Here is a 17353-nt window from a genome sequence, read left to right as displayed (position 1 = left end):
CGACAACCTCGTCGTCTACGCAACAGCCAGCTAGTTCGCACGGACAACCTCTTGAATGCGGACCGTTCAGGACAACTGGCTAGCATCTGCAGGAAGTGGCCGACTCTTCGGTCAATCCCGCGCATGGTCGCCTCCGAACCAAGGGTGAGGGGAGGGGAACAGCCCGTCTCCACTCCGGAGGCGGCCCCGTGCTCACATTGATCCTGATCGGCCTGCTAGGCGGGCTGATCACAGCTGTCTCGCCGTGCATCCTGCCGGTGCTACCGGTCGTATTCCTGGCCGGCGGACCCGGCACCGATACGCCGCCGACAGAGAAGGAGGCCCCGCGGCCAGCCGGGGTACGCGGCCGGGCAGCGACAAGGCCGTCCGACGGCACGCCCCGCGGCGATTAGCCGGTCGGCGACGTACTCGTCTCCTCCCGCCCTCCACGACCACGGCCCTCCCGCAACCGGCGGCCGTACGCGGTCGTCTCGGGCCTCGTCCTGAGCTTCAGCTTCTTCACGCTGCTCGGCGTCACCCTCATCTCCGCGCTCCGGCTGCCCGAGAACATCCTGCGGTACGTGGGACTCACCCTCCTCGTGATGATCGGCCTCGGCCTGATCTTCCCGCCGGTGGAGCGCCTGCTGGAGCGGCCCTTCGCCCGGATCCCGCAGCGCCAGGTCAACAAGGAGGGCAGGGCGTTCGTCCTCGGCCTCGGACTCGGACTGCTCTACGTGCCCTGCGCCGGACCGGTCCTCGCCGCGATCACCGTCGCCGGAGCGCGCGGTGAACTCAGCTTGAAAGTAGTCGCGTTGACGGTCTCCTTCGCCGTCGGCACCGCCGTACCGCTGCTGATCTTCGCCCTGGCCGGCCGCGAGTCGCCGAGCGGGTGGCCGCCTTCCGTACCCGGGCCCGCAAACTCCGCATCAGCGCCGGCGTGTTGATGATCGCGCTGGCCTTCGCCCTGGCACTCGACGTCACCACCGCGCTCCAGCGTGCGCTGCCCAACTACACCGCCGCCGCGCAGCAGAAGATCGAGCAGAGAGACGCCGCCCGGCAGTAGCTCTCCGGCCTGTACGACAACTCCAACAAGGAGCTGTCGCGCTGCGAGGACGGCGTGAACGAACTGCGCTCCTGCGGACAGGCCCCGGCCATCGACGACATCTCCAAGTAGCTCAACACCCCCGGCGGCCGACCCGTCGACCTCAAGGACCAGCGGGGCTAAGTGGTCCTGATCGACTTCTGGACCTACTCCTGCATCAACTGCCAGCGCAGCCTGCCCAACATCAAGCAGTGGGCAACCACCTACAAGGAGGCGGGACTTGAGGTGATCGGCGTGCACTCACCGGAGTTCGCCTTCGAGCGGGACGCAGGCAACGTCGCCGACCAGGCGAAGACGCTCGGCGTGACCTACCCGGTCGCCCTCGACAACGACCTCGCCACCTGGAACAACTACCGCAACCAGTACTGGCCGGCCAAGTACCTGATCGATGCCGACGGCACCGTCCGCTACTTCAAGTTCGGCGAGGGCCAGTACGACCAGACCGAGAACCTGATCCGCACGCTCCTCAAGCAGGCCGACCCGAACGTCCAACTCCCCCCGAAGACCGGCCAGAAGGACGCCGACCTCACCAAGAACCGCACCCCCGAGCGGAACCTCAGCAACCTCCGTATCGAGGGCTACGTCGGCGACCCCCTGGCCAACGACAAGGCCAAGACGTACCGCTTCCCCGCCACCGTGCCCACCGACCGGCTCGCGCTGGACGGCACGTGGACGGCCGGATACGAATACTTCACGGCCGGGACGGACGCCCGGCTCACCCTCAACTACCGCGCGAAGAACGTCAACCTCGTCCCCGCAAGGAAGGGCACGGTCAAGGTCGTCGTCGACGGCAAGCCCACCAGGACCGTCCAGGTCGACGGCACCCCCACCCTCCACCGGCTGGTCGACGAAACCACCTCACGGCAGGCCCGCCTGGAACTCCAGATCGACCCCGGCACCCAGGCATACGCCTTCACCTTCGGATAAACCGCCTCCCGGGCGAAGCCAAGCGCCCTAGTCTGAATTGCCGGACCGAGCAGGGCGAGGACCGCGTTCACCTACACCGGCGGCGCGGAGGTGACCGAGGAGTTGTATAGCGACGACGCCGGCAAGCTGTCCGACGGCACCGAGCTCGGGGACAAGCAGTGGAGCCACCTCCTGGCCTTCTCCACCGGCGGCCGGGAGACCGTGGTGAAGCAGACCGCGATCCGTGACGGCTGCGTGCTGCTGATCGTCTCCGGCTCCCCCGCTCTCGTCGACCGCCACCTCCGCGCGGCGCTCACCAAGGCCACCGCCGGCTCACACCCACCGCACACACTGCTGCCCCCGACCCTGGCTTGGGTCGGGGGCAGCAGTCCGTTCCGCGCCGGAACGCTTCATCAATGAGCGCCAAGAAACCCGGCGCCCCGTGACCGGGGTGCCGAGCTTCGTGCGTCGAACGGGAAGGGCTCCGGGGGCTGTTCATCCGGCCGGGGCGCGCAGGAGCCGGTCCTTGGTGCTCTCGGGCAGCACCCGGCGCAGGACCGGTGCGGTGGAGCTGAGGGAGGCGGCGAATGCCGCGACGAGTTCGTCCGGCGCACTGGCGGAGAACGACGCCGCCCACAAGTACGGTGCGCCGAGGGCGGGTTCGGCCCACGCCTGCCATCCGGCCGGTCCCGCCTCGTCGGGAGCGGCGGTCAGCGACCGGGGGTCGCCGTCCTGGATGAGCGGTGGCACCTCGCCGAGGCCGAGACGGGTGGTGAACGTCGGGTCCGTCGCCCTGGCATCCGGTTGGTCGATGTCGCGTAGCCAGCCGTGCGCCGTGACCGCATCGAGGACCAGCTCGGGGCCTCCGAGCGACACGGCGGGACGGGCGTTGGCGTCGAGTGCGTGGAGGAAGTCGCCGAGGACCTCGCCGGGGATCTCCGGGGTGAAGTAGGCCGACCACGCGGCAAGGGGACTGCTCGCGTCCGTACGGGCGGAGACCTGCCAGGCGACCGGCAACTCCCCCAGCAGGAACGGCTCGTCCGCCAGAACCCACTGGGCCCAGCGCAACGTGTCGGGGCTGATGTGCAGGACGGTGCTGCGCAGGACCTGTCGGTCCTCCGGCGCCTCGTCCGGCTCCTGCCTGCCACGGACAATCGTCAGGCTCGTCCAGCCGAGGCCGGTGAGCGCGTCGGCCACCGAGTCGTAGAGCCGGCCGTCGTCACCGGCCAGATACCGGGGACCCACCCAGTACGCGGACGGCGCACCGCCCGGCGGGACCGGGCCGAGCAGGAAATCGGGGTTCAGAAACACCTCCAAGAGATCGAACGGGCACTAGTGCCCATCGGCACGGCGCGCCGAGCGGCGAGCCCGTCGCGGGGGCGCCTGGACGGGCCCCTGCCAGGTGAGGAGAACAGCGACCTCGGGCGGCAGCGGCCCGAGCTGACTGCTCGGATCCGGGCCCTCGGCCAGATAGACGACCGGCCGCCCTCTGTCGTCGGCCTGGACAACCTGCGTGAGCCGTTGCTCCATGGGGAAGAACGGGCTCATCGCCAGACGCACCGCGGCACTCCGGTCGCAGGCGGACAGCAGATCGACGAGATCACCGACGGTCATCTCCGTGTGCTCCACGGAAACCTCCTTGCACGGGAAAACGGATGGGCAGACCAGAGCCGCCGGGACACCTCGCCCCGTTCCCGACTAGAGAGAATTCGTCCGTAGAGAACGAGACCATCACTCGCCAGGCCGGCTCTCAGACAGCCGCAAGGCTGGACCTATACCTCTCTGACCTGGGATTTCCGGGGAAGGTCGTCTACGTTGACATGCCATCACGACCGTTGGCCAGTCCTTCCGGAACCTTTCCTGTCTGCCCCCGGCGAACTTGTCCTTTGTCATCCAATCAAGGTGTTTGACAGCGAACTCAGTTGTTTCGGCTTTTCTGACAGTGAATCTAGTCGGAGGGGCGATCACGCTGGGGGTGTCGAATGCCGGTATCGACAGGGGTGGAGAGCGCTGCCCCGTACGTCGAGGTGTCGTGTCGTGTGGACGGCAAGCGCGGGAGTAAGCGGCGTCGTCCGTTGCTGGACTGCGCGACGGTCAGGTTCGAAGACGCGGTGCCGGTCCGGCCATTTCGGTGTCATGGGGTGGGCTGCATTTCCCCGGTTGGTACTGGGCGGCGACTACAGGGCAGCACGTCGGTTTCGAGTCGTGGTTGGAGCGGGACCGGCTGGTGCTCATGGACTTTGATCCTGCTGTGGTGGGGATGGCGTCCCAGCCGTTTTGGCTGCACTGGCATAACGGGGAGCGTGAGCGTCGGCATGCCCCGGATTTCTTCGTGCGTCGGGTCGATGGCTCGGCGGTGGTCGTCGATGTGTGTGCAGACGATTGGATCGCTCCGCGAGATGCGGAAGCGTTCGAATTGACGCGCAGGGCCTGCGCGGAGGTTGGGTGGGGGTTCGAGCGGGTGGGGACGCCGGAGGCAGTGCTACTGGCGAATGTCCGGTGGCTGTCGCGCTACCGGCACCCCCGCTGCCGACGGGAGCTGGTCGCAGCTCGGCTGTTGGAGGTCTTCTCGCAGCCGGGGCCGCTGATGGCTGGGGCTGATGCGGCTGGTGACCGGCTCGAGACGCTGCCTGTGTTGTTCCATCTCTTGTGGACGCACGAGTTGTCGGCCGAGCAGATGGACATCGGACTGCTCGGTCCGCGCACGGTCGTGTGCCGGGCCGGCGGGAGTGCCGGATGACGAGCGAGGAGCGTCGGGTCCCGCCGACAGCGCGGATCGCGGAGTTCCCTGGGGGGGCTGCTGAACAGGCCCGTTGGTGGGAAGGACACATCCTTGAGGTGCTGCACGGATTGCCGCCGGATGCTCCCGACGGGGCAGTGCCGCGACCGGAGTTCGACCCTCGGCAACGTGGCCTGGCCGAGCGGGAGCGGGCCAAGGCCGCCGAGCTGACCGCGACGGGCCACCGGACGACGGGCAGCGGGATCAAGCAGCGGCGCCAGCGTTATCAGCGCGACGGGCTGGTCGGGCTGGCGGACGGCCGGTCAGCCAAGAAGCTGCCCGACTTCGGCCAGATTTCCCCGTTGGTGGTCGAGGCAATGAGGCAGGCGATTGCCGAGACGGCCGATGCGCCCTCGAGGACGGTCCGGTTCATCATCTGGCGGACGAAGGAGATCCTGGCATCCCGCGAGGAGGTCGGTGGCATCGAATTGCCTACGGAGCGCACGCTTTATCGGCTGTTCGACAAGTTGGCGGTCGGCACACACGCGACCGGTTCGGCGAGGACACGCCGCTCGCTGCAGGCGCGTCCGGCCGGTCCGTTCGGGGAGGTCCCGGCTATCGCGCCGGGCGAGCTGATGCAGATCGACTCAACTCCGTTGGACGTTTTGGTACGGCTGGATGACGGCATCGCGGAGAAGGTCGAGTTGACCGCGCTGGTCGACATCGCGTCCAGGTCGATCACGGCGGCAGTGCTGCGTCCGACGACGAAGGCGGCCGACGCCTCCGCCCTCCTGGCCCGCAGCATCACACCGGAGACGATGCGGCCGGGCTGGCCACAGGCGCTGCGGATGTCCCGGTCGGTCCTGCCGCACCGGCGGCTGCTGGCCTTGGACGAGCGGCTGGAGCAGGCGGCGGCGCGGCCAGTGATCGTTCCAGAGACGATCGTCTGCGATCACGGCAAAGTGTTCATCTCACACAACTTCGGTGCCTCCTGCCGCTTCTTGGGCGTCTCGCTGCAGCCGACGCACAAGGCGTCGCCCTTCGAGAAGGGCGTGATCGAGAAGACGCTGGGGTCGGTGGCGACGCTGTTCGCGCAGTTCGTCGCGGGGTACACCGGCCGTTCGGTGGAGCGCCGTGGCCGACATGTGGAAGACGGTCCGTTGTGGTCCTTGCCCGAGCTGCAGGATCTGCTGGACGAGTGGATTGTCACGGTCTGGCAGAACCGGCCGCACGACGCGCTGCGCGATCCCAGCGCGCCGAAGCGGGCGTTCTCGCCGAACGAGAAGTACGCGATGCTGCTGGAGTCGTGCGGCTACGTTCCGGCCCCGTTGAGCGGTGAGGACTATGTCGAGTTGCTGCCGGAGCGGTGGCACGCGATCAACGCCTACGGCATCCGGCTCAAGCGTCGTACCTACGACAGCCCGGAGTTGAACCCACTGCGCCGCCGGCACTCCGGGGTCGCGGAGAGGAAGGGCTTGTGGGAGGTCCACTACGACCCCTACGACATCTCCCGGATCTGGGTACGCGACCGCCGCGGGTGAGAGTGACCGGTGGATCACCGTGTTCTGGCGGCACTGCACCGCGTCGGTGTCCCGTTCGGCGAGATGGCCTGGGACCACGCCCGCCAGCAGCATCCGAACGGCAGCGAAGCTCAGATCGCGGAAGCGGCAGCCGCCCTGCTCAAGCGCGCCCACGACGGCCCTGCCGACGAGTACCACCCTCCGGCCAAACGATCAAGGAAGGATCGCCGGGTCGCAGCCCGTACCCGAGCGACTGCCCCGAGCCGGGAGATCCCTGATCCTCCGGCCGAGACCGATCCCCCGGACGAGGACACGGCGGACTCTGCGCTGGCCGAGGTCGTGCCGCTGGGCCTGTTTGACCCGCTGGCCGATCCTTGGAGGCGCACGTGACCATCTCCAAACCGTCGGCCCGACGCACCGTGCTTCGTGAGAAGGACGCCGAGGCCGACCTGCAGCTGAACACGTTGACTGGATGGCGCAGGTTCATCGACGGCCCGCCCGCTCCTCTGGTCTTGGCGTCGGGCAGTGTTGGCGGCAGATGAACCCAGCCGAGCGGGATCTCTATGACGAGTCCCGCCTTGACCATCACGCTCGGATGCTCACCGTCGCCACCTCGTTCGTCGAGCGGACGGCGATCTGCGGCCGTCGTCTGGTGCTGCTGAACCGGCACGCGATCAGCGCCCGCCGCGGGCTGATCGTTTCCGGCCCGGCGGGAACCGGAAAGACCATCGCCATCACGCAGTTGGGGCGCTCCCGTGAACTCCTGGACCGTGCCCGGCACCCTCATGCCGCAGACCGGATTCCGGTCGTCTATGTCACCGTCCCGCCTGCTGCGACCGCCCGCATGATCGCGAGCGAGTTCGCCCGTTTCCTGGGCCTGCCGGTGCGGGCACGTTCGAACATGACGGACATCATCGAGGCTGTCGTCGGTGTCTGTACCGATACCCGCACCGCTCTGGTACTGGTCGACGAACTCCACAACATCTCGCTCACCAGCCGCCACGGTGCCAAAGTCGCCGACACCCTCAAGTACTTCTCCGAGCGCCTGCCCGCCACCTTCGTCTATGCCGGCATCGACATCGACGAATCCGGGCTGCTGTCCGGGACACGCGGCGCCCAGATCGCGGGCCGCTTTACCCTGATCCCCTCCCGCCCCTTCCCTTACAACAGTGAATGGCAGGGCCTGGTCGCCACCATGGAGGCCACCCTGCGGCTGCACGAACACCGCTCCGGCACACTCGCCGGCCTGGACCGATTCCTGCACGATCACATCGGCGGCATGATCGGATCTCTCTCCCACGCCATCCGCGGAGCCGCCCTCGACGCCATCCTTACCGGCACCGAGAAGATCACCAGGAAGAGCCTCCAGGCAATTCCGCTCGACCACACAGCCCACACCACGGCGTCGATGGCCACGAAGTCCGCTACAGGCACCCGATGAAGAGCGAACTGCCGCGCCGGTTCGCGCCGCTACCGGTCCGGCTCCGCCCCTGCCTCGGCGAATCCACCAACTCCTACATCCGGCGCCTGGCCCGCGCCAACCATCTCCAGCCCAGCTTCCTGCACTGCTATCTCTGCGGCCCACCGCAGTGGTTCGGCAGGCCGCTCCTCGAAAACCTCGCCACGGCCACAGACCACTCGCCCGAAGCGCTCGAACGTGCCCTCGCTGACGCTTGCGCCCTGATGGGCAGGAACAGACCACGCCGACGCCTCCCAAGGAAGAACCCCTTCACCCGGCGCCAGGAATTGGCCCGCCTCATCGCCCAGGACGCCCTTGGCGGCACACACATCCGCGTGCTCGCAAAGCGCTACAACCTCCGCTCCTGGGACGTCCGCGTCGCCTTGGAAATCTCCCGCCTGACTACCGCAGAGACGGGTCCGCTGACCCAGCCCATCACGGGCGAACTCGCCGACCTGATCGAGAGCATGATCAGCAGAAGGCTCAACGGAAGGCAGATCTGGACCGAACTCCTCGACCACCACGACTACTTGATCACCTACGACAGCATCCGCCACTACATCAGATACACGCGCTCTCGAACGCCGTCAGCGTGAGTTCCGGTGGCGGGCCAGGGCGCCCTGCTCGACCTGAGACACTTCTACCTCACCAAGCATTACGTCGCCCACACCGGCCGGGCCGAGCCTGACAAGACCGTGACCGTCATCGCCAAGGGTACGGTCGGCCTGTCCGACGTGCTGGCCTGCCGAATTATGAGGACCTAGACCATCCTCATGAGTCGCCGCACCTCTCGCGCCGACCCCGGCCGCGAATGGGGTGCCGTCGACTGGCCGCCGAGCGCTACGGGAAGGGGTCGCGAAGGTGGTGGACCTGACCGGCGGTGAAGGCTCCCGCGTCGTCCTGGAGGCGGTTGGGCCGCTGCCCGCTACGAGCACGCGTACCGCACCGTGACAATGACCTCGGCAGCCCCATCGGACGATCGTCGTCTTTGAAGCAACCCGACCAGGGCTCCGTCCGCACTGCGGTCCGCAGGAGCGCAGAATTAAGGTCGGCCCGTGCAGTGTTCCCGGTCAGCGACGCCGTTGCTCGGTCCCCAGCTCGTGGTCGCCGTAGCTGTTGTCGACGGGGTTGACGGTGATGCCGGGGGCGACGATGTCGTCGATGGCGTCGAGTACGTCGGTGGACAGGGTGATGTCTGCGGCGGGCAGGAACGCTTCCAGTTGTTCCATCGTGCGCGGGCCCATGATGGCCGAAGTGACGCCGGGGTGGTTGATGACGAAGGCGACGGCGAGTTCGATGAGAGTCAGGCCAGCCTTCCCCGCGAGGAGCGCCAGCTGTTCGACGGCGTCGAGTTTGCGCTGGTTGGCGGGGGTGTTCATATCGAAGCGGGCTTGCGGGCGTGCTGCGGAGGCAGGGCCTTCGGTGGCGTTCTTGCGGTAGCGGCCGGACAGCCAGCCGCCCGAGAGGGGGCTGTAGGTGAGGGTGCCCATGCCGTGGCGGCGTGCGGTGGGCAGGACGTCCTCCTCGATACCGCGGACCAGGATCGAGTACGGCGGCTGCTCGGTGACGAACCGCTCCAGGTTTCGTTCCCGCGAGGTCCACTGCGCCTCGACGATCTGGGAACCCGAGTAGGACGAGGAGCCGATGTAGCGGATCTTGCCCTGATGGACAAGGTCGGACAGGGCGCCGAGGGTTTCGGCAACGTCAGTGTCGGGGCTGGGGCGGTGGACCTGGTACAGATCGATGTGATCGGTGCCCAGGCGGCGCAAGGAGTTCTCGACCTCGCGGATGATCCAGCGCCGGGAGCCGCCTCGCTGGTTGGGGTCGTCGGGGTCCATGGGCATGAAGAACTTGGTTGCCAGGAACACGTCCTCGCGGCGGTCCTTGAGGGCTTTGCCGACGATCTCCTCGGAGACGCCGGCGGAGTACACGTCCGCGGTGTCGACGAAGTTGATCCCTGCGTCGAGGGCATGGTGGATGATCCGGATCGAGTCGGCTTCGTCCTCGTTGCCCCAGGGGCCGAACATCATCGCGCCCAGGCAGAGCGGGCTGACCTGGACACCGGTACGGCCGAGCGGTCGGTACTGCATAGGGAAGGTTCTCCTCGTTCGTGGGGGGGGGTCAGTCGTTCGTCGCGGGGACGACCGTGCCGGTGCTCGTCCAGCTCGCGAGCAGGTTCAGGGCCTCTTGCTCCGCCGAGTCTGGCTCGGGGGTGTAGAAGTTGAGGCGCAGACCTGGGTCGGACGGCAGGTCCATCGCCTCGTAAGGCAGGGCGAGATCACCCACCAGCGGGTGGTGGAAGTTCTTCACGCCGGAGCGGTGGAACTTCACGTCGTGCCGTGCCCACCGGTGCGCGAATTCGCTGCTCCGGGTGGTCAGCTCTCCGATCAGGTCGGTCAGCGCCTTGTCGTGCGGCGCGCGGCCCGTCTCGGTGCGCAGGAACGCGACCGCGTCGTCGGCGCCCTTGTCCCAGTCGACCCAGAAGTCCTGGCTCGCGGGATCCAGGAACAGGAAGCGGGCACTGTTGACCGGACCGCGCTGGGCGAACAGCGGGGAGTCGAAGAGCGGCGCGTACAGCGCCCGGCCCAGGGCGTTGGCGGCCACGATGTCGAAGCGGGCGTTGCGGACGAACGCCGGCACGCCGGTCATCGAGTCGAGCAGTCGCACGATGGTGGGCCGTACCCGTGAGGAGGTCACGGTGGGGCGCCGACCGGACGGAGTCGAGGCGCGGGCCAGGTCGTAGAGGTGGGTGCGCTCGGCCTCGTTGAGCTGCAGCGCGTGCGCCAGGGCTTCGAGGACGGAGTCGGAGGCGCCGCTGAGGTTCCCGCGCTCCAGGCGGACGTAGTAGTCCACGCTCATGCCGGAGAGCAGGGCGACCTCCTCGCGGCGCAGACCCGCGACGCGGCGGTTGCCGCCGTAGACCGGCAGTCCGGCCTGCTCCGGAGTGATCCGGGCCCGTCGGGTGCTCAGGAACTCGCGCACCTCGCCGGCCAGGTCCTTCTTGTCAGTCCCGGCCATGGTCGAACTCCGCGCAGGTGTTCCGCAGCGACCGCGGACCGCATGGCCCGGGGCGGAGTGCGGCTTCGGAGGGAGGCAGTGGCACGGGGGACTCCTTGGATTCGGCGTGCATCTTGTGCCGACTCTTCCACGGTAGGTCGGCCGACGGACGCCTGCGAGGTACTGCCAGTACCTGGAAGAGCAGTGACTCCCACCTGCGGGGCCGCGCGCGGTTAGCTGGAACAGACCGAAGCCCGGCACTGCGAAACACAGGCGTCTGACCTCGGGCAGTGACTGATCTGGAGGAGCACTGTGCGCGCAGCACTCATGTACGAAGCCGGTGACGTTCGCGTCGAGGACGTGGCCGACCCGACCCTGAAGGAACCCACCGACGCCCTCGTGCGCATCACCACGGCCTGCGTGTGCGGCAGCGATCTGCACCCCTACCGCTCCATGCCCGGGGCCGACGGCCCGGTCCGGATGGGCCACGAGTTCATCGGCGTGGTCGAAGCCACAGGCCGCGAGGTCCGCACCGTGAAGAAGGGCGACCTGGTCGTCGCACCGTTCGCCTACTCGGACGGCACCTGCGAGCACTGCCGGGCCGGGCTGCAGACCTCCTGCGTACACGGCGGCTTCTGGGCGGTGAACGGCGTCGACGGTGGCCAGGGCGAAGCAGCCCGCGTACCGCTGGCCGACGGCACGCTGGTCAGGCTGCCGGTGGGCGCCGACGACGCGCTCATCCCGTCCCTGCTCACCCTCTCCGACGTCCTGGGCACCGGACACCACGCCGCCGTACGCGGCGGGGTGCGCCGCGGCAGCACCGTCGCCGTGATCGGCGACGGTGCGGTCGGCCTGCTCGCCGTGCTCGCCGCCAGGCGGTTGGGGGCCGAGAGAATCGTCCTCATGGGCCGGCACCCCGCCCGCACCGATCTGGGCCGCGCCTTCGGGGCGACCGACGTGGTCGCCGAGCGCGGCGGCGAAGGCATCGAGAAGGTCCGCGAGCTCACCGGCGGCGGCAGCCCGATCGTCCTGGAAGCCGTCGGGCACCGGCCCGCCTACGAGCAGGCGTACGGAGTGGTCCGCGCCGGGGGAATCATCAGCCGCGTCGGCGTACCGCAGTACGAGGAGGCCCCGGTCGGTTTCGGCAGTCTCTTCGGCCCGAACATCACTCTGACCGGCGGCCCCGCCCCGGCCCGCGCCTACATCGACGAACTGCTTCCCGATGTCCTGGAGGGCCGGATCGAGCCGGGCCTGGTCTTCGACCGCACCGTCGCTCTGGACGAGGTCGCCGAGGGCTACCGGGCCATGGACGCGCGTGAGGCGCTCAAGGTGCTGGTGCGGCCGTGAACAGGCAACCTGTGATCAGCGCGCCGGACGCCTGCGCATGCACGGCTGACGTCCTACCCACTGCGCGGACGCACGCCGCGGCCGACGCCGGGAAGCTGCCGATGGGGGCGGTGACACCATGACCACTGCGACCGCGCAGCGGGCGCAGATGCCCGCCGTCAAGCGGCCGGGCAGGAGCCCGGCCCACGCAGCACTGGTCCTCGTGATCATCTGCGTCTGCTACTTCATGGTGATCCTCGACAACTCCATCGTCTTCACCGCGCTGCCGCAGATCCGCTCCGCCATGGGGTTCTCGGAGACCGGCCTGTCGTGGATCACCAACGCCTACGTCCTGGTCTTCGGTGGACTGCTCCTGCTGGGCGCCCGCGCCGGTGACCTGTTCGGACACCGCCGGATGTTCCTGTTCTCCCTGGTCGTCTTCTCGCTGGCCTCGCTCCTGGTGAGCGCCGCGCAGACCCAGTGGTGGCTGATCGGCGCCCGCGCGTTGCAGGGTGTCGGCGCCGCGGTACTGGCTCCCTCGGCGCTGTCGCTGCTCACACGCAGCTTCGCCGAGGGCCGGGCCCGCAATCGGGCGATGGCCGCCTACAGCGCGGTCGCCGGTCTAGGCGCGGCGGTCGGCCTGGTCGTCGGCGGGCTGGCCGCGGACCTCATCTCATGGCGCGCCGGGTTCTTCCTCAACGTCCCCGTCGGTGTCCTGATGATGGTCATGGCGCTGCGGTACCTGCCCGAGACCGAGCGCCGGGGCGGCCGCTTCGACGTGGCCGGGGCACTTCTGGCGACGCTGGGATCTACCGCTCTGGTCCTGGGCATCGTGGACGCCGCCGACGCCGGCTGGAGTGCCCCGGCCGTCGTCGTTCCGCTGGTCGCGGGTGTGGTGCTGCTGGGCTCGTTCATGGCGGTGGAACGGCGGGCCGCGCAGCCGATCGTGCCGCTGCGGCTGTTCGCCAGCCGGGAGCGCTCCGGCGCCTACGTCACCCGGATGCTCTACATGGGCGCGATGATCGGATTCTTCTTCTTCACCGCCCAGTTCGTGCAGAGCGTCTACCACTGGACGCCACTGCAGGCGGGCCTGGCGTTCCTGCCGATGACGCTGTTCAACTTCGTCTTCGCCGTCCAGCTGCCCCGGTTCCTGGAGCGGGTGGCACGGCCGCTGGTCCTCGTGGCCGGGGTCGCCCTGACCGCGGCCGGCATGGCGTGGCTGAGCCGTCTGGGCCTGCACACCCCTTACCTGAGCGGCGTGGGCCTGCCGATGGTCCTCATCGGCGCCGGGCAGGGACTGGCGCTCGCCCCGCTGACCTCCAGCGGCATCGACGGCGTCGCCCACTCAGACGCGGGAGCCGCCTCCGGATTGGTCAACACCGTTCACCAGATCGGCAGCGCCCTGGCCCTGAGCATCCTGACCGCCGTCGCCGCCACCGTCTCCACCGGCCACACCGCCGCCGACATCGCGGCCCGCTCGGGCGCTGCCCTGACCGGCTCCGCCGTCCTGCTCACCCTGGCGGTCGTCACCGTCCTCACCCTCATTGTCCCCGCACGGACAACCCGCAACGAAAGGTCCCTGTGATGCAGACCCTCACCCTCAACAACGGCGTCGAGATGCCCGCCCTCGGACTCGGCGTCTTCCAAACCCCGCCGGACGAGACCCGAGCCGCCGTCACGGCAGCGCTCGACCTCGGCTACCGGCACATCGACACCGCCGCCGCGTACGGCAACGAACACGAGGTCGGCCGAGCCATTCGTGAATCAGCCGTACCCCGCGAGGAGATCTTCGTCGAGACGAAGATCTGGATCAGCGACTACGGCTACGACGAGACCCTGCACGGCTTCGACAAGAGCGCCGCCAAGCTCCGCCTCGAACACATCGACCTGCTGATCCTGCACCAGGCCCTGCCGTCAGAATTCGACAGAACCATCGCCGCCTACCGGGCCCTGGAGAAGCTCTTGGCCGACGGCAAGGTCCGCGCCATCGGCGTCAGCAACTTCATGGTCGACCACCTCACCAAGCTGCTCGACGCCACAACCGTCGTCCCGGCCGTCAACCAGCTGGAGATCCACCCCTACTTCCAGCAGCGCGCCGTCCTCGACTTCGACGACGCCCACGGCATCCTCAACCAGGCGTGGTCCCCGATCGGCGGCATCACCTTCTACCCGGGCTACGGCGAGCACCGCCGAAGCGTCCTGGAGGACCCGGCCGTCACCCGGATCGCCGAGGCCCACGGCAAGAGCCCGGCGCAGGTACTGCTGCGCTGGGGCCTGCAGCAGGGCCGCTCGGTCATCCCCAAGTCAACCAAGCGGCACCGCATCGCCGAGAACATCGACGTCTTCGACTTCGAGCTGACCGCTGGCGAGCTGGCGGCCCTGGACGCGCTGGAGACCGGCCGGCGCGGCGGCCCCGAGCCCGAGGCCGTCACCCTCGCCGACTTCGGACGCGCCATCCCCGAAGCCTGACCCACCCGTCCCCGTCACCGTCGTTCCAGAGAGAGATTCACCGTGTCCACCACCGTCAAGGCGTTCGGCGCCCACGACGTGAGCCAGCCGCTCGCTCCCGTCACCATCGAGCGCCGGGACGTCGGCCCGAACGACGTCAGGCTCGACATCCTGTACTGCGGCATCTGCCACTCCGACATGAACTTCGTCGGCGGCGAGTTCGGCCCGCTGCCGGTCAGTCCCCTCGTCCCCGGCCACGAGATCGTCGGCCGCATCACCGAGACCGGCTCCGCCGTCACCCGCCACCAGGTCGGAGACCTGGTCGGCATCGGCTGCATGGCCAACTCCTGCCGCGAGTGCGAGAACTGCCTGGCCGGCCAGGAGCAGTACTGCCTCAACGGCCACACCCTGGTCTTCGGCAACCCCGACCCTGCGGAGCCCGGTGCCTTCACCCAGGGCGGCTACTCCGAGGCGATCGTCGTGCCCGGGGACTTCGTCGTCCGCATCCCCGAGGGTCTCGACCCGGCCGGCGCCGCCCCGCTGCTGTGCGCCGGCATCACCGTTTACGCGCCCCTCAAGCGGTTCGGTGCGGGACCGGGCACCAAGGTCGCCGTGGTCGGTCTCGGCGGCCTGGGCCACCTCGGCGTGAGGATGGCCAAGGCCATGGGCGCCAACGTGACTGTTCTCTCCCAGTCGGAGCGCAAGCGTGATGCCGCCACCGCGCTCGGTGCCGACCACTACGCCGTGACCGGCGACGGATCGGCCTTCACCGAGCTGGCCAACACCTTCGACATCATCCTCAACACCGTCAGCGCGCCGATCTCCCTCGCGGACTATCTGGGCCTGCTGCGCCTGCGCGGCACCATGGTCAGCGTCGGCGTGACCACGCAGCCCATGCCGCTGAACGTCTTCCCCCTGCTGCAGAACGGCCGGTCCTACGCCGGGTCGCTGTTCGGCGGCATCGCCGAGACGCAGGAGATGCTCGACTTCGCCGCCGAGCACGGCGTGAGCGCCGACATCGAACTGATCGGCGCCCAGGACATCAACACCGCCTACGAGCGCATCCTCGCCTCCGATGTCCGCTACCGGTTCGTGATCGACGGCACCACCTTCGCCGACCTGAAGGCGTAAGACCCCCGCACTTGCTCCGTCCGGCCGGCGGCCTGCCCCGCCACAGGCCGTCGGCCGGACAGACAGGGAAGGTCCGGCCGACACCGCCCAAAGCCGCCTGCAACAACTCGCCCGCTGAAACGGCACATGCCTGGAGGACGACCTATGACGCAGTTCAACGACGCGGAGCTGTCCGCGATCGGCGCGGCCGAGGAACTGGACCTGGAGTCCGAACGCCGCGACGGCACCCTGCGCGACCCGGTGACCATGTGGGTCGTCCGTGCCGACGACCGTCTCTACGTCCGCTCCGTCAAGGGCACCAGCGGCCCCTGGTACCGGGGCACCCAGTCCCGTCACCGAGGCCGCATCCACACCGGCGGGATACAACAGGACGTCACCTTCCACGAAGCCGATCCCGCCGAACACGTGGCAGTGGACGCCGCCTACCGGGGGAAATACAGCCGGTACACGAGCATCGTCGAACACGTCCTGACCGACCGGGCCCGCGCCTCCCCCCTCCGCCTCACCCCCCGCTGAGCTTTCCCGCTCCCGTCTCCGTTCCCATCCCAGCAAGGAGATTCGCCGATGCGCGCCACCCTGATGTACGCCGCCGAGGACGTCCGTGTCGAGGACGTTCCCGACCCCAAAATCCAGCAGCCGACCGACGCGGTCGTGCGGATCGTGCTGGCCTGCGTGTGCGGCAGCGACCTGTGGCCCTACAAGTCCCTTGATGCCACCCACGACCCCCGCCACATGGGCCACGAGTTCCTCGGCGTCGTCGAGGAGACCGGCTCCGAGGTGCGTACCCTCAAGCGCGGCGACGTGGTCGTGGCCCCCTTCGTCTGGGCCGACAACACCTGCGCGTACTGCCGTGAGGGCCTGCAGACCTCCTGCCCGCACGGCGGACAGTGGGGTGTGAACGGCGTCGACGGCGGCCAGGGCCAGGCCGCCCGCGTCCCCCTCGCCGACGGCACTCTCGTCAAGCTCCCGGTCGGCGAGGACTCGGAACTGCTGCCCGACCTGCTGCCCCTCTCCGACGTCCTGAGCACCGGCTACCACGCCGCTCACACCGCCGGCGTGCGGCGCGGCGACAGCGTCACCGTCATCGGCGACGGGGCGGTCGGGCTGTCCGCCGTCATCTCCGCCAAGCTGCTGGGCGCCGAGCAGATCATCCTCATGGGCCGGCACACCGCCCGCACCGACCTGGGCTGCGAGTTCGGCGCCACCGAGGTGGTCGCCGAACGCGGCGAGGAAGGAGTCGCCAAGGTCCGCGAACTGACCGGTGGCGAAGGCACCCGCAAGGTCCTGGAATGCGTCGGCCTCAAGGACGCGATCGTGCAGAGCTTCGGCGTCGTCCGCGACGGCGGAACGATCAGCCGGGTCGGAGCCCCGCAGTTCGCCGACGTGCCGTTCGGGTTCGCCGACTTCCTGCGCAACTTCACCCTCACCGGCGGCGTCGCCCCCGCCCGCGCCTACATCGAAGAGCTGATGCCGCACATCCTCGACGGCTCTCTCCGTCCCGGCCGCGTCTTCGACCGCACCGTCACCCTGGACGACATCGCCGACGGCTACCGGGCCATGAACGACCGCGAAGCGCTGAAAGTACTGGTGCGCCCGTGACAGCCCGCGGACCGGACGGGGCCGCCACCGCGGCGCACGGACGCCTCGTTCCCGGCCGCGTCGCCACCTACCCGGAACTCACCGAGGACAATGAGTCCGCCGGCACCGAAACCGCCCCGCCGCGCCTGGCCCTCGGGCGCTGAACGTGCAGCATCAGCTGCTACCTC

The 17353-nt window shown here is 68.9% G+C and carries 19 protein-coding genes and 2 pseudogenes; 17 read left to right on the top strand and 4 right to left on the bottom strand.

Translation table 11 applies throughout. The annotated features are described in order from the left end of the window. Positions 1–482: 482 nt before the first annotated feature. The 4 genes and pseudogenes from BHU15_RS40885 to BHU15_RS21990 all read left to right on the top strand — a co-directional run. Positions 483–923 (top strand): cytochrome c biogenesis CcdA family protein, encoded by a 441-nt coding sequence (locus tag BHU15_RS40885; protein ID WP_368483213.1) that lies wholly within the window; start codon positions 483–485, stop codon positions 921–923. Beyond that, positions 917–1042, top strand: coding sequence for a hypothetical protein (locus BHU15_RS41485; protein ID WP_255293175.1), 126 nt, complete (start codon positions 917–919; stop codon positions 1040–1042). The genes BHU15_RS40885 and BHU15_RS41485 overlap by 7 nt, the downstream gene beginning before the upstream one ends. Positions 1043–1204: 162 nt before the next feature. Beyond that, entirely contained in the window at positions 1205–2008 is an 804-nt protein-coding gene (locus tag BHU15_RS40880; protein ID WP_218028072.1) for a redoxin domain-containing protein, read from the top strand. A gap of 45 nt (positions 2009–2053) precedes the next feature. Next, positions 2054–2323, top strand: a pseudogene (locus BHU15_RS21990) (hypothetical protein); the annotation flags it as partial. Between the two features lie 159 nt (positions 2324–2482). Here BHU15_RS21990 and BHU15_RS21985 read toward each other — a convergent pair. Together BHU15_RS21985 and BHU15_RS21980 are read right to left on the bottom strand one after the other, a co-directional pair. Then, positions 2483–3304, bottom strand: coding sequence for an SPDY domain-containing protein (locus tag BHU15_RS21985; RefSeq protein ID WP_069628771.1), 822 nt, complete (start codon positions 3302–3304; stop codon positions 2483–2485). A gap of 15 nt (positions 3305–3319) precedes the next feature. After that, positions 3320–3616 carry a hypothetical protein gene (locus BHU15_RS21980; protein WP_107422899.1) on the bottom strand — a complete coding sequence of 99 codons (297 nt, stop codon included), beginning with the start codon at positions 3614–3616 and terminating at the stop codon, positions 3320–3322. Positions 3617–4118: 502 nt separating this feature from the next. Here BHU15_RS21980 and BHU15_RS21975 point away from each other — a divergent pair. The 6 genes and pseudogenes from BHU15_RS21975 to BHU15_RS40250 all read left to right on the top strand — a co-directional run bounded on the left by BHU15_RS21975 (position 4119) and on the right by BHU15_RS40250 (position 8449). Continuing rightward, entirely contained in the window at positions 4119–4727 is a 609-nt protein-coding gene (locus BHU15_RS21975) for a TnsA-like heteromeric transposase endonuclease subunit (protein WP_255293174.1), read from the top strand. Further along, positions 4724–6247, top strand: coding sequence for a Mu transposase C-terminal domain-containing protein (locus BHU15_RS21970; RefSeq protein ID WP_255293173.1), 1524 nt, complete (start codon positions 4724–4726; stop codon positions 6245–6247). Before BHU15_RS21975 ends, BHU15_RS21970 begins: the two co-directional genes overlap by 4 nt. Positions 6248–6256: 9 nt before the next feature. Next, positions 6257–6616, top strand: a complete 360-nt coding sequence (locus BHU15_RS41480; RefSeq protein ID WP_255293172.1) for a hypothetical protein — start codon at positions 6257–6259, stop codon at positions 6614–6616. Next, positions 6613–7667, top strand: a pseudogene (locus tag BHU15_RS21965) (TniB family NTP-binding protein). The gene BHU15_RS41480 and the pseudogene BHU15_RS21965 overlap by 4 nt, the downstream one beginning before the upstream one ends. Next, complete coding sequence (locus BHU15_RS21960) at positions 7664–8281, top strand: TniQ family protein (RefSeq protein WP_069628770.1); 618 nt, start codon at positions 7664–7666, stop codon at positions 8279–8281. The pseudogene BHU15_RS21965 and the gene BHU15_RS21960 overlap by 4 nt, the downstream one beginning before the upstream one ends. Before the next feature lie 6 nt (positions 8282–8287). Next, entirely contained in the window at positions 8288–8449 is a 162-nt protein-coding gene (locus BHU15_RS40250; protein ID WP_171908416.1) for a hypothetical protein, read from the top strand. Between the two features lie 306 nt (positions 8450–8755). Here the strand turns inward: BHU15_RS40250 and BHU15_RS21955 are convergent, their stop codons facing one another. Next, positions 8756–9775: an aldo/keto reductase gene (locus BHU15_RS21955; RefSeq protein ID WP_069628769.1), complete on the bottom strand. Its 1020-nt coding sequence runs from the start codon at positions 9773–9775 to the stop codon at positions 8756–8758. A gap of 31 nt (positions 9776–9806) precedes the next feature. After that, positions 9807–10703 (bottom strand): helix-turn-helix transcriptional regulator, encoded by an 897-nt coding sequence (locus BHU15_RS21950; protein WP_069628768.1) that lies wholly within the window; start codon positions 10701–10703, stop codon positions 9807–9809. Between the two features lie 291 nt (positions 10704–10994). On the opposite strand from BHU15_RS21950, the gene BHU15_RS21945 reads away from it, so the two are divergent. From BHU15_RS21945 to BHU15_RS40245, 7 genes are all read left to right on the top strand, one after another. Further along, positions 10995–12029: an alcohol dehydrogenase catalytic domain-containing protein gene (locus BHU15_RS21945; RefSeq protein WP_107422897.1), complete on the top strand. Its 1035-nt coding sequence runs from the start codon at positions 10995–10997 to the stop codon at positions 12027–12029. 118 nt (positions 12030–12147) lie between these two features. Continuing rightward, positions 12148–13593, top strand: a complete 1446-nt coding sequence (locus tag BHU15_RS21940; protein ID WP_079128290.1) for an MFS transporter — start codon at positions 12148–12150, stop codon at positions 13591–13593. Further along, entirely contained in the window at positions 13593–14477 is an 885-nt protein-coding gene (locus BHU15_RS21935; protein ID WP_069628766.1) for an aldo/keto reductase, read from the top strand. Before BHU15_RS21940 ends, BHU15_RS21935 begins: the two co-directional genes overlap by 1 nt. A gap of 42 nt (positions 14478–14519) precedes the next feature. Beyond that, positions 14520–15587 carry an NAD(P)-dependent alcohol dehydrogenase gene (locus BHU15_RS21930; RefSeq protein ID WP_069628765.1) on the top strand — a complete coding sequence of 356 codons (1068 nt, stop codon included), beginning with the start codon at positions 14520–14522 and terminating at the stop codon, positions 15585–15587. A gap of 144 nt (positions 15588–15731) precedes the next feature. Then, positions 15732–16103 carry a DUF2255 family protein gene (locus BHU15_RS21925; protein ID WP_069628764.1) on the top strand — a complete coding sequence of 124 codons (372 nt, stop codon included), beginning with the start codon at positions 15732–15734 and terminating at the stop codon, positions 16101–16103. A gap of 48 nt (positions 16104–16151) precedes the next feature. Then, a complete protein-coding gene (locus BHU15_RS21920) occupies positions 16152–17186 on the top strand; it encodes a zinc-binding dehydrogenase (RefSeq protein ID WP_069628763.1) in 1035 nt (344 codons plus the stop codon). Then, complete coding sequence (locus BHU15_RS40245; RefSeq protein ID WP_171908415.1) at positions 17183–17329, top strand: hypothetical protein; 147 nt, start codon at positions 17183–17185, stop codon at positions 17327–17329. The genes BHU15_RS21920 and BHU15_RS40245 overlap by 4 nt, the downstream gene beginning before the upstream one ends. The last annotated feature ends 24 nt before the right edge of the window (positions 17330–17353 follow it).

Origin of the sequence: Streptomyces niveus (genome assembly GCF_001723055.1) — a bacterium.
Taxonomy (GTDB): domain Bacteria; phylum Actinomycetota; class Actinomycetes; order Streptomycetales; family Streptomycetaceae; genus Streptomyces; species Streptomyces niveus.
This window is presented reverse-complemented; position numbering and strand designations above follow the sequence as displayed.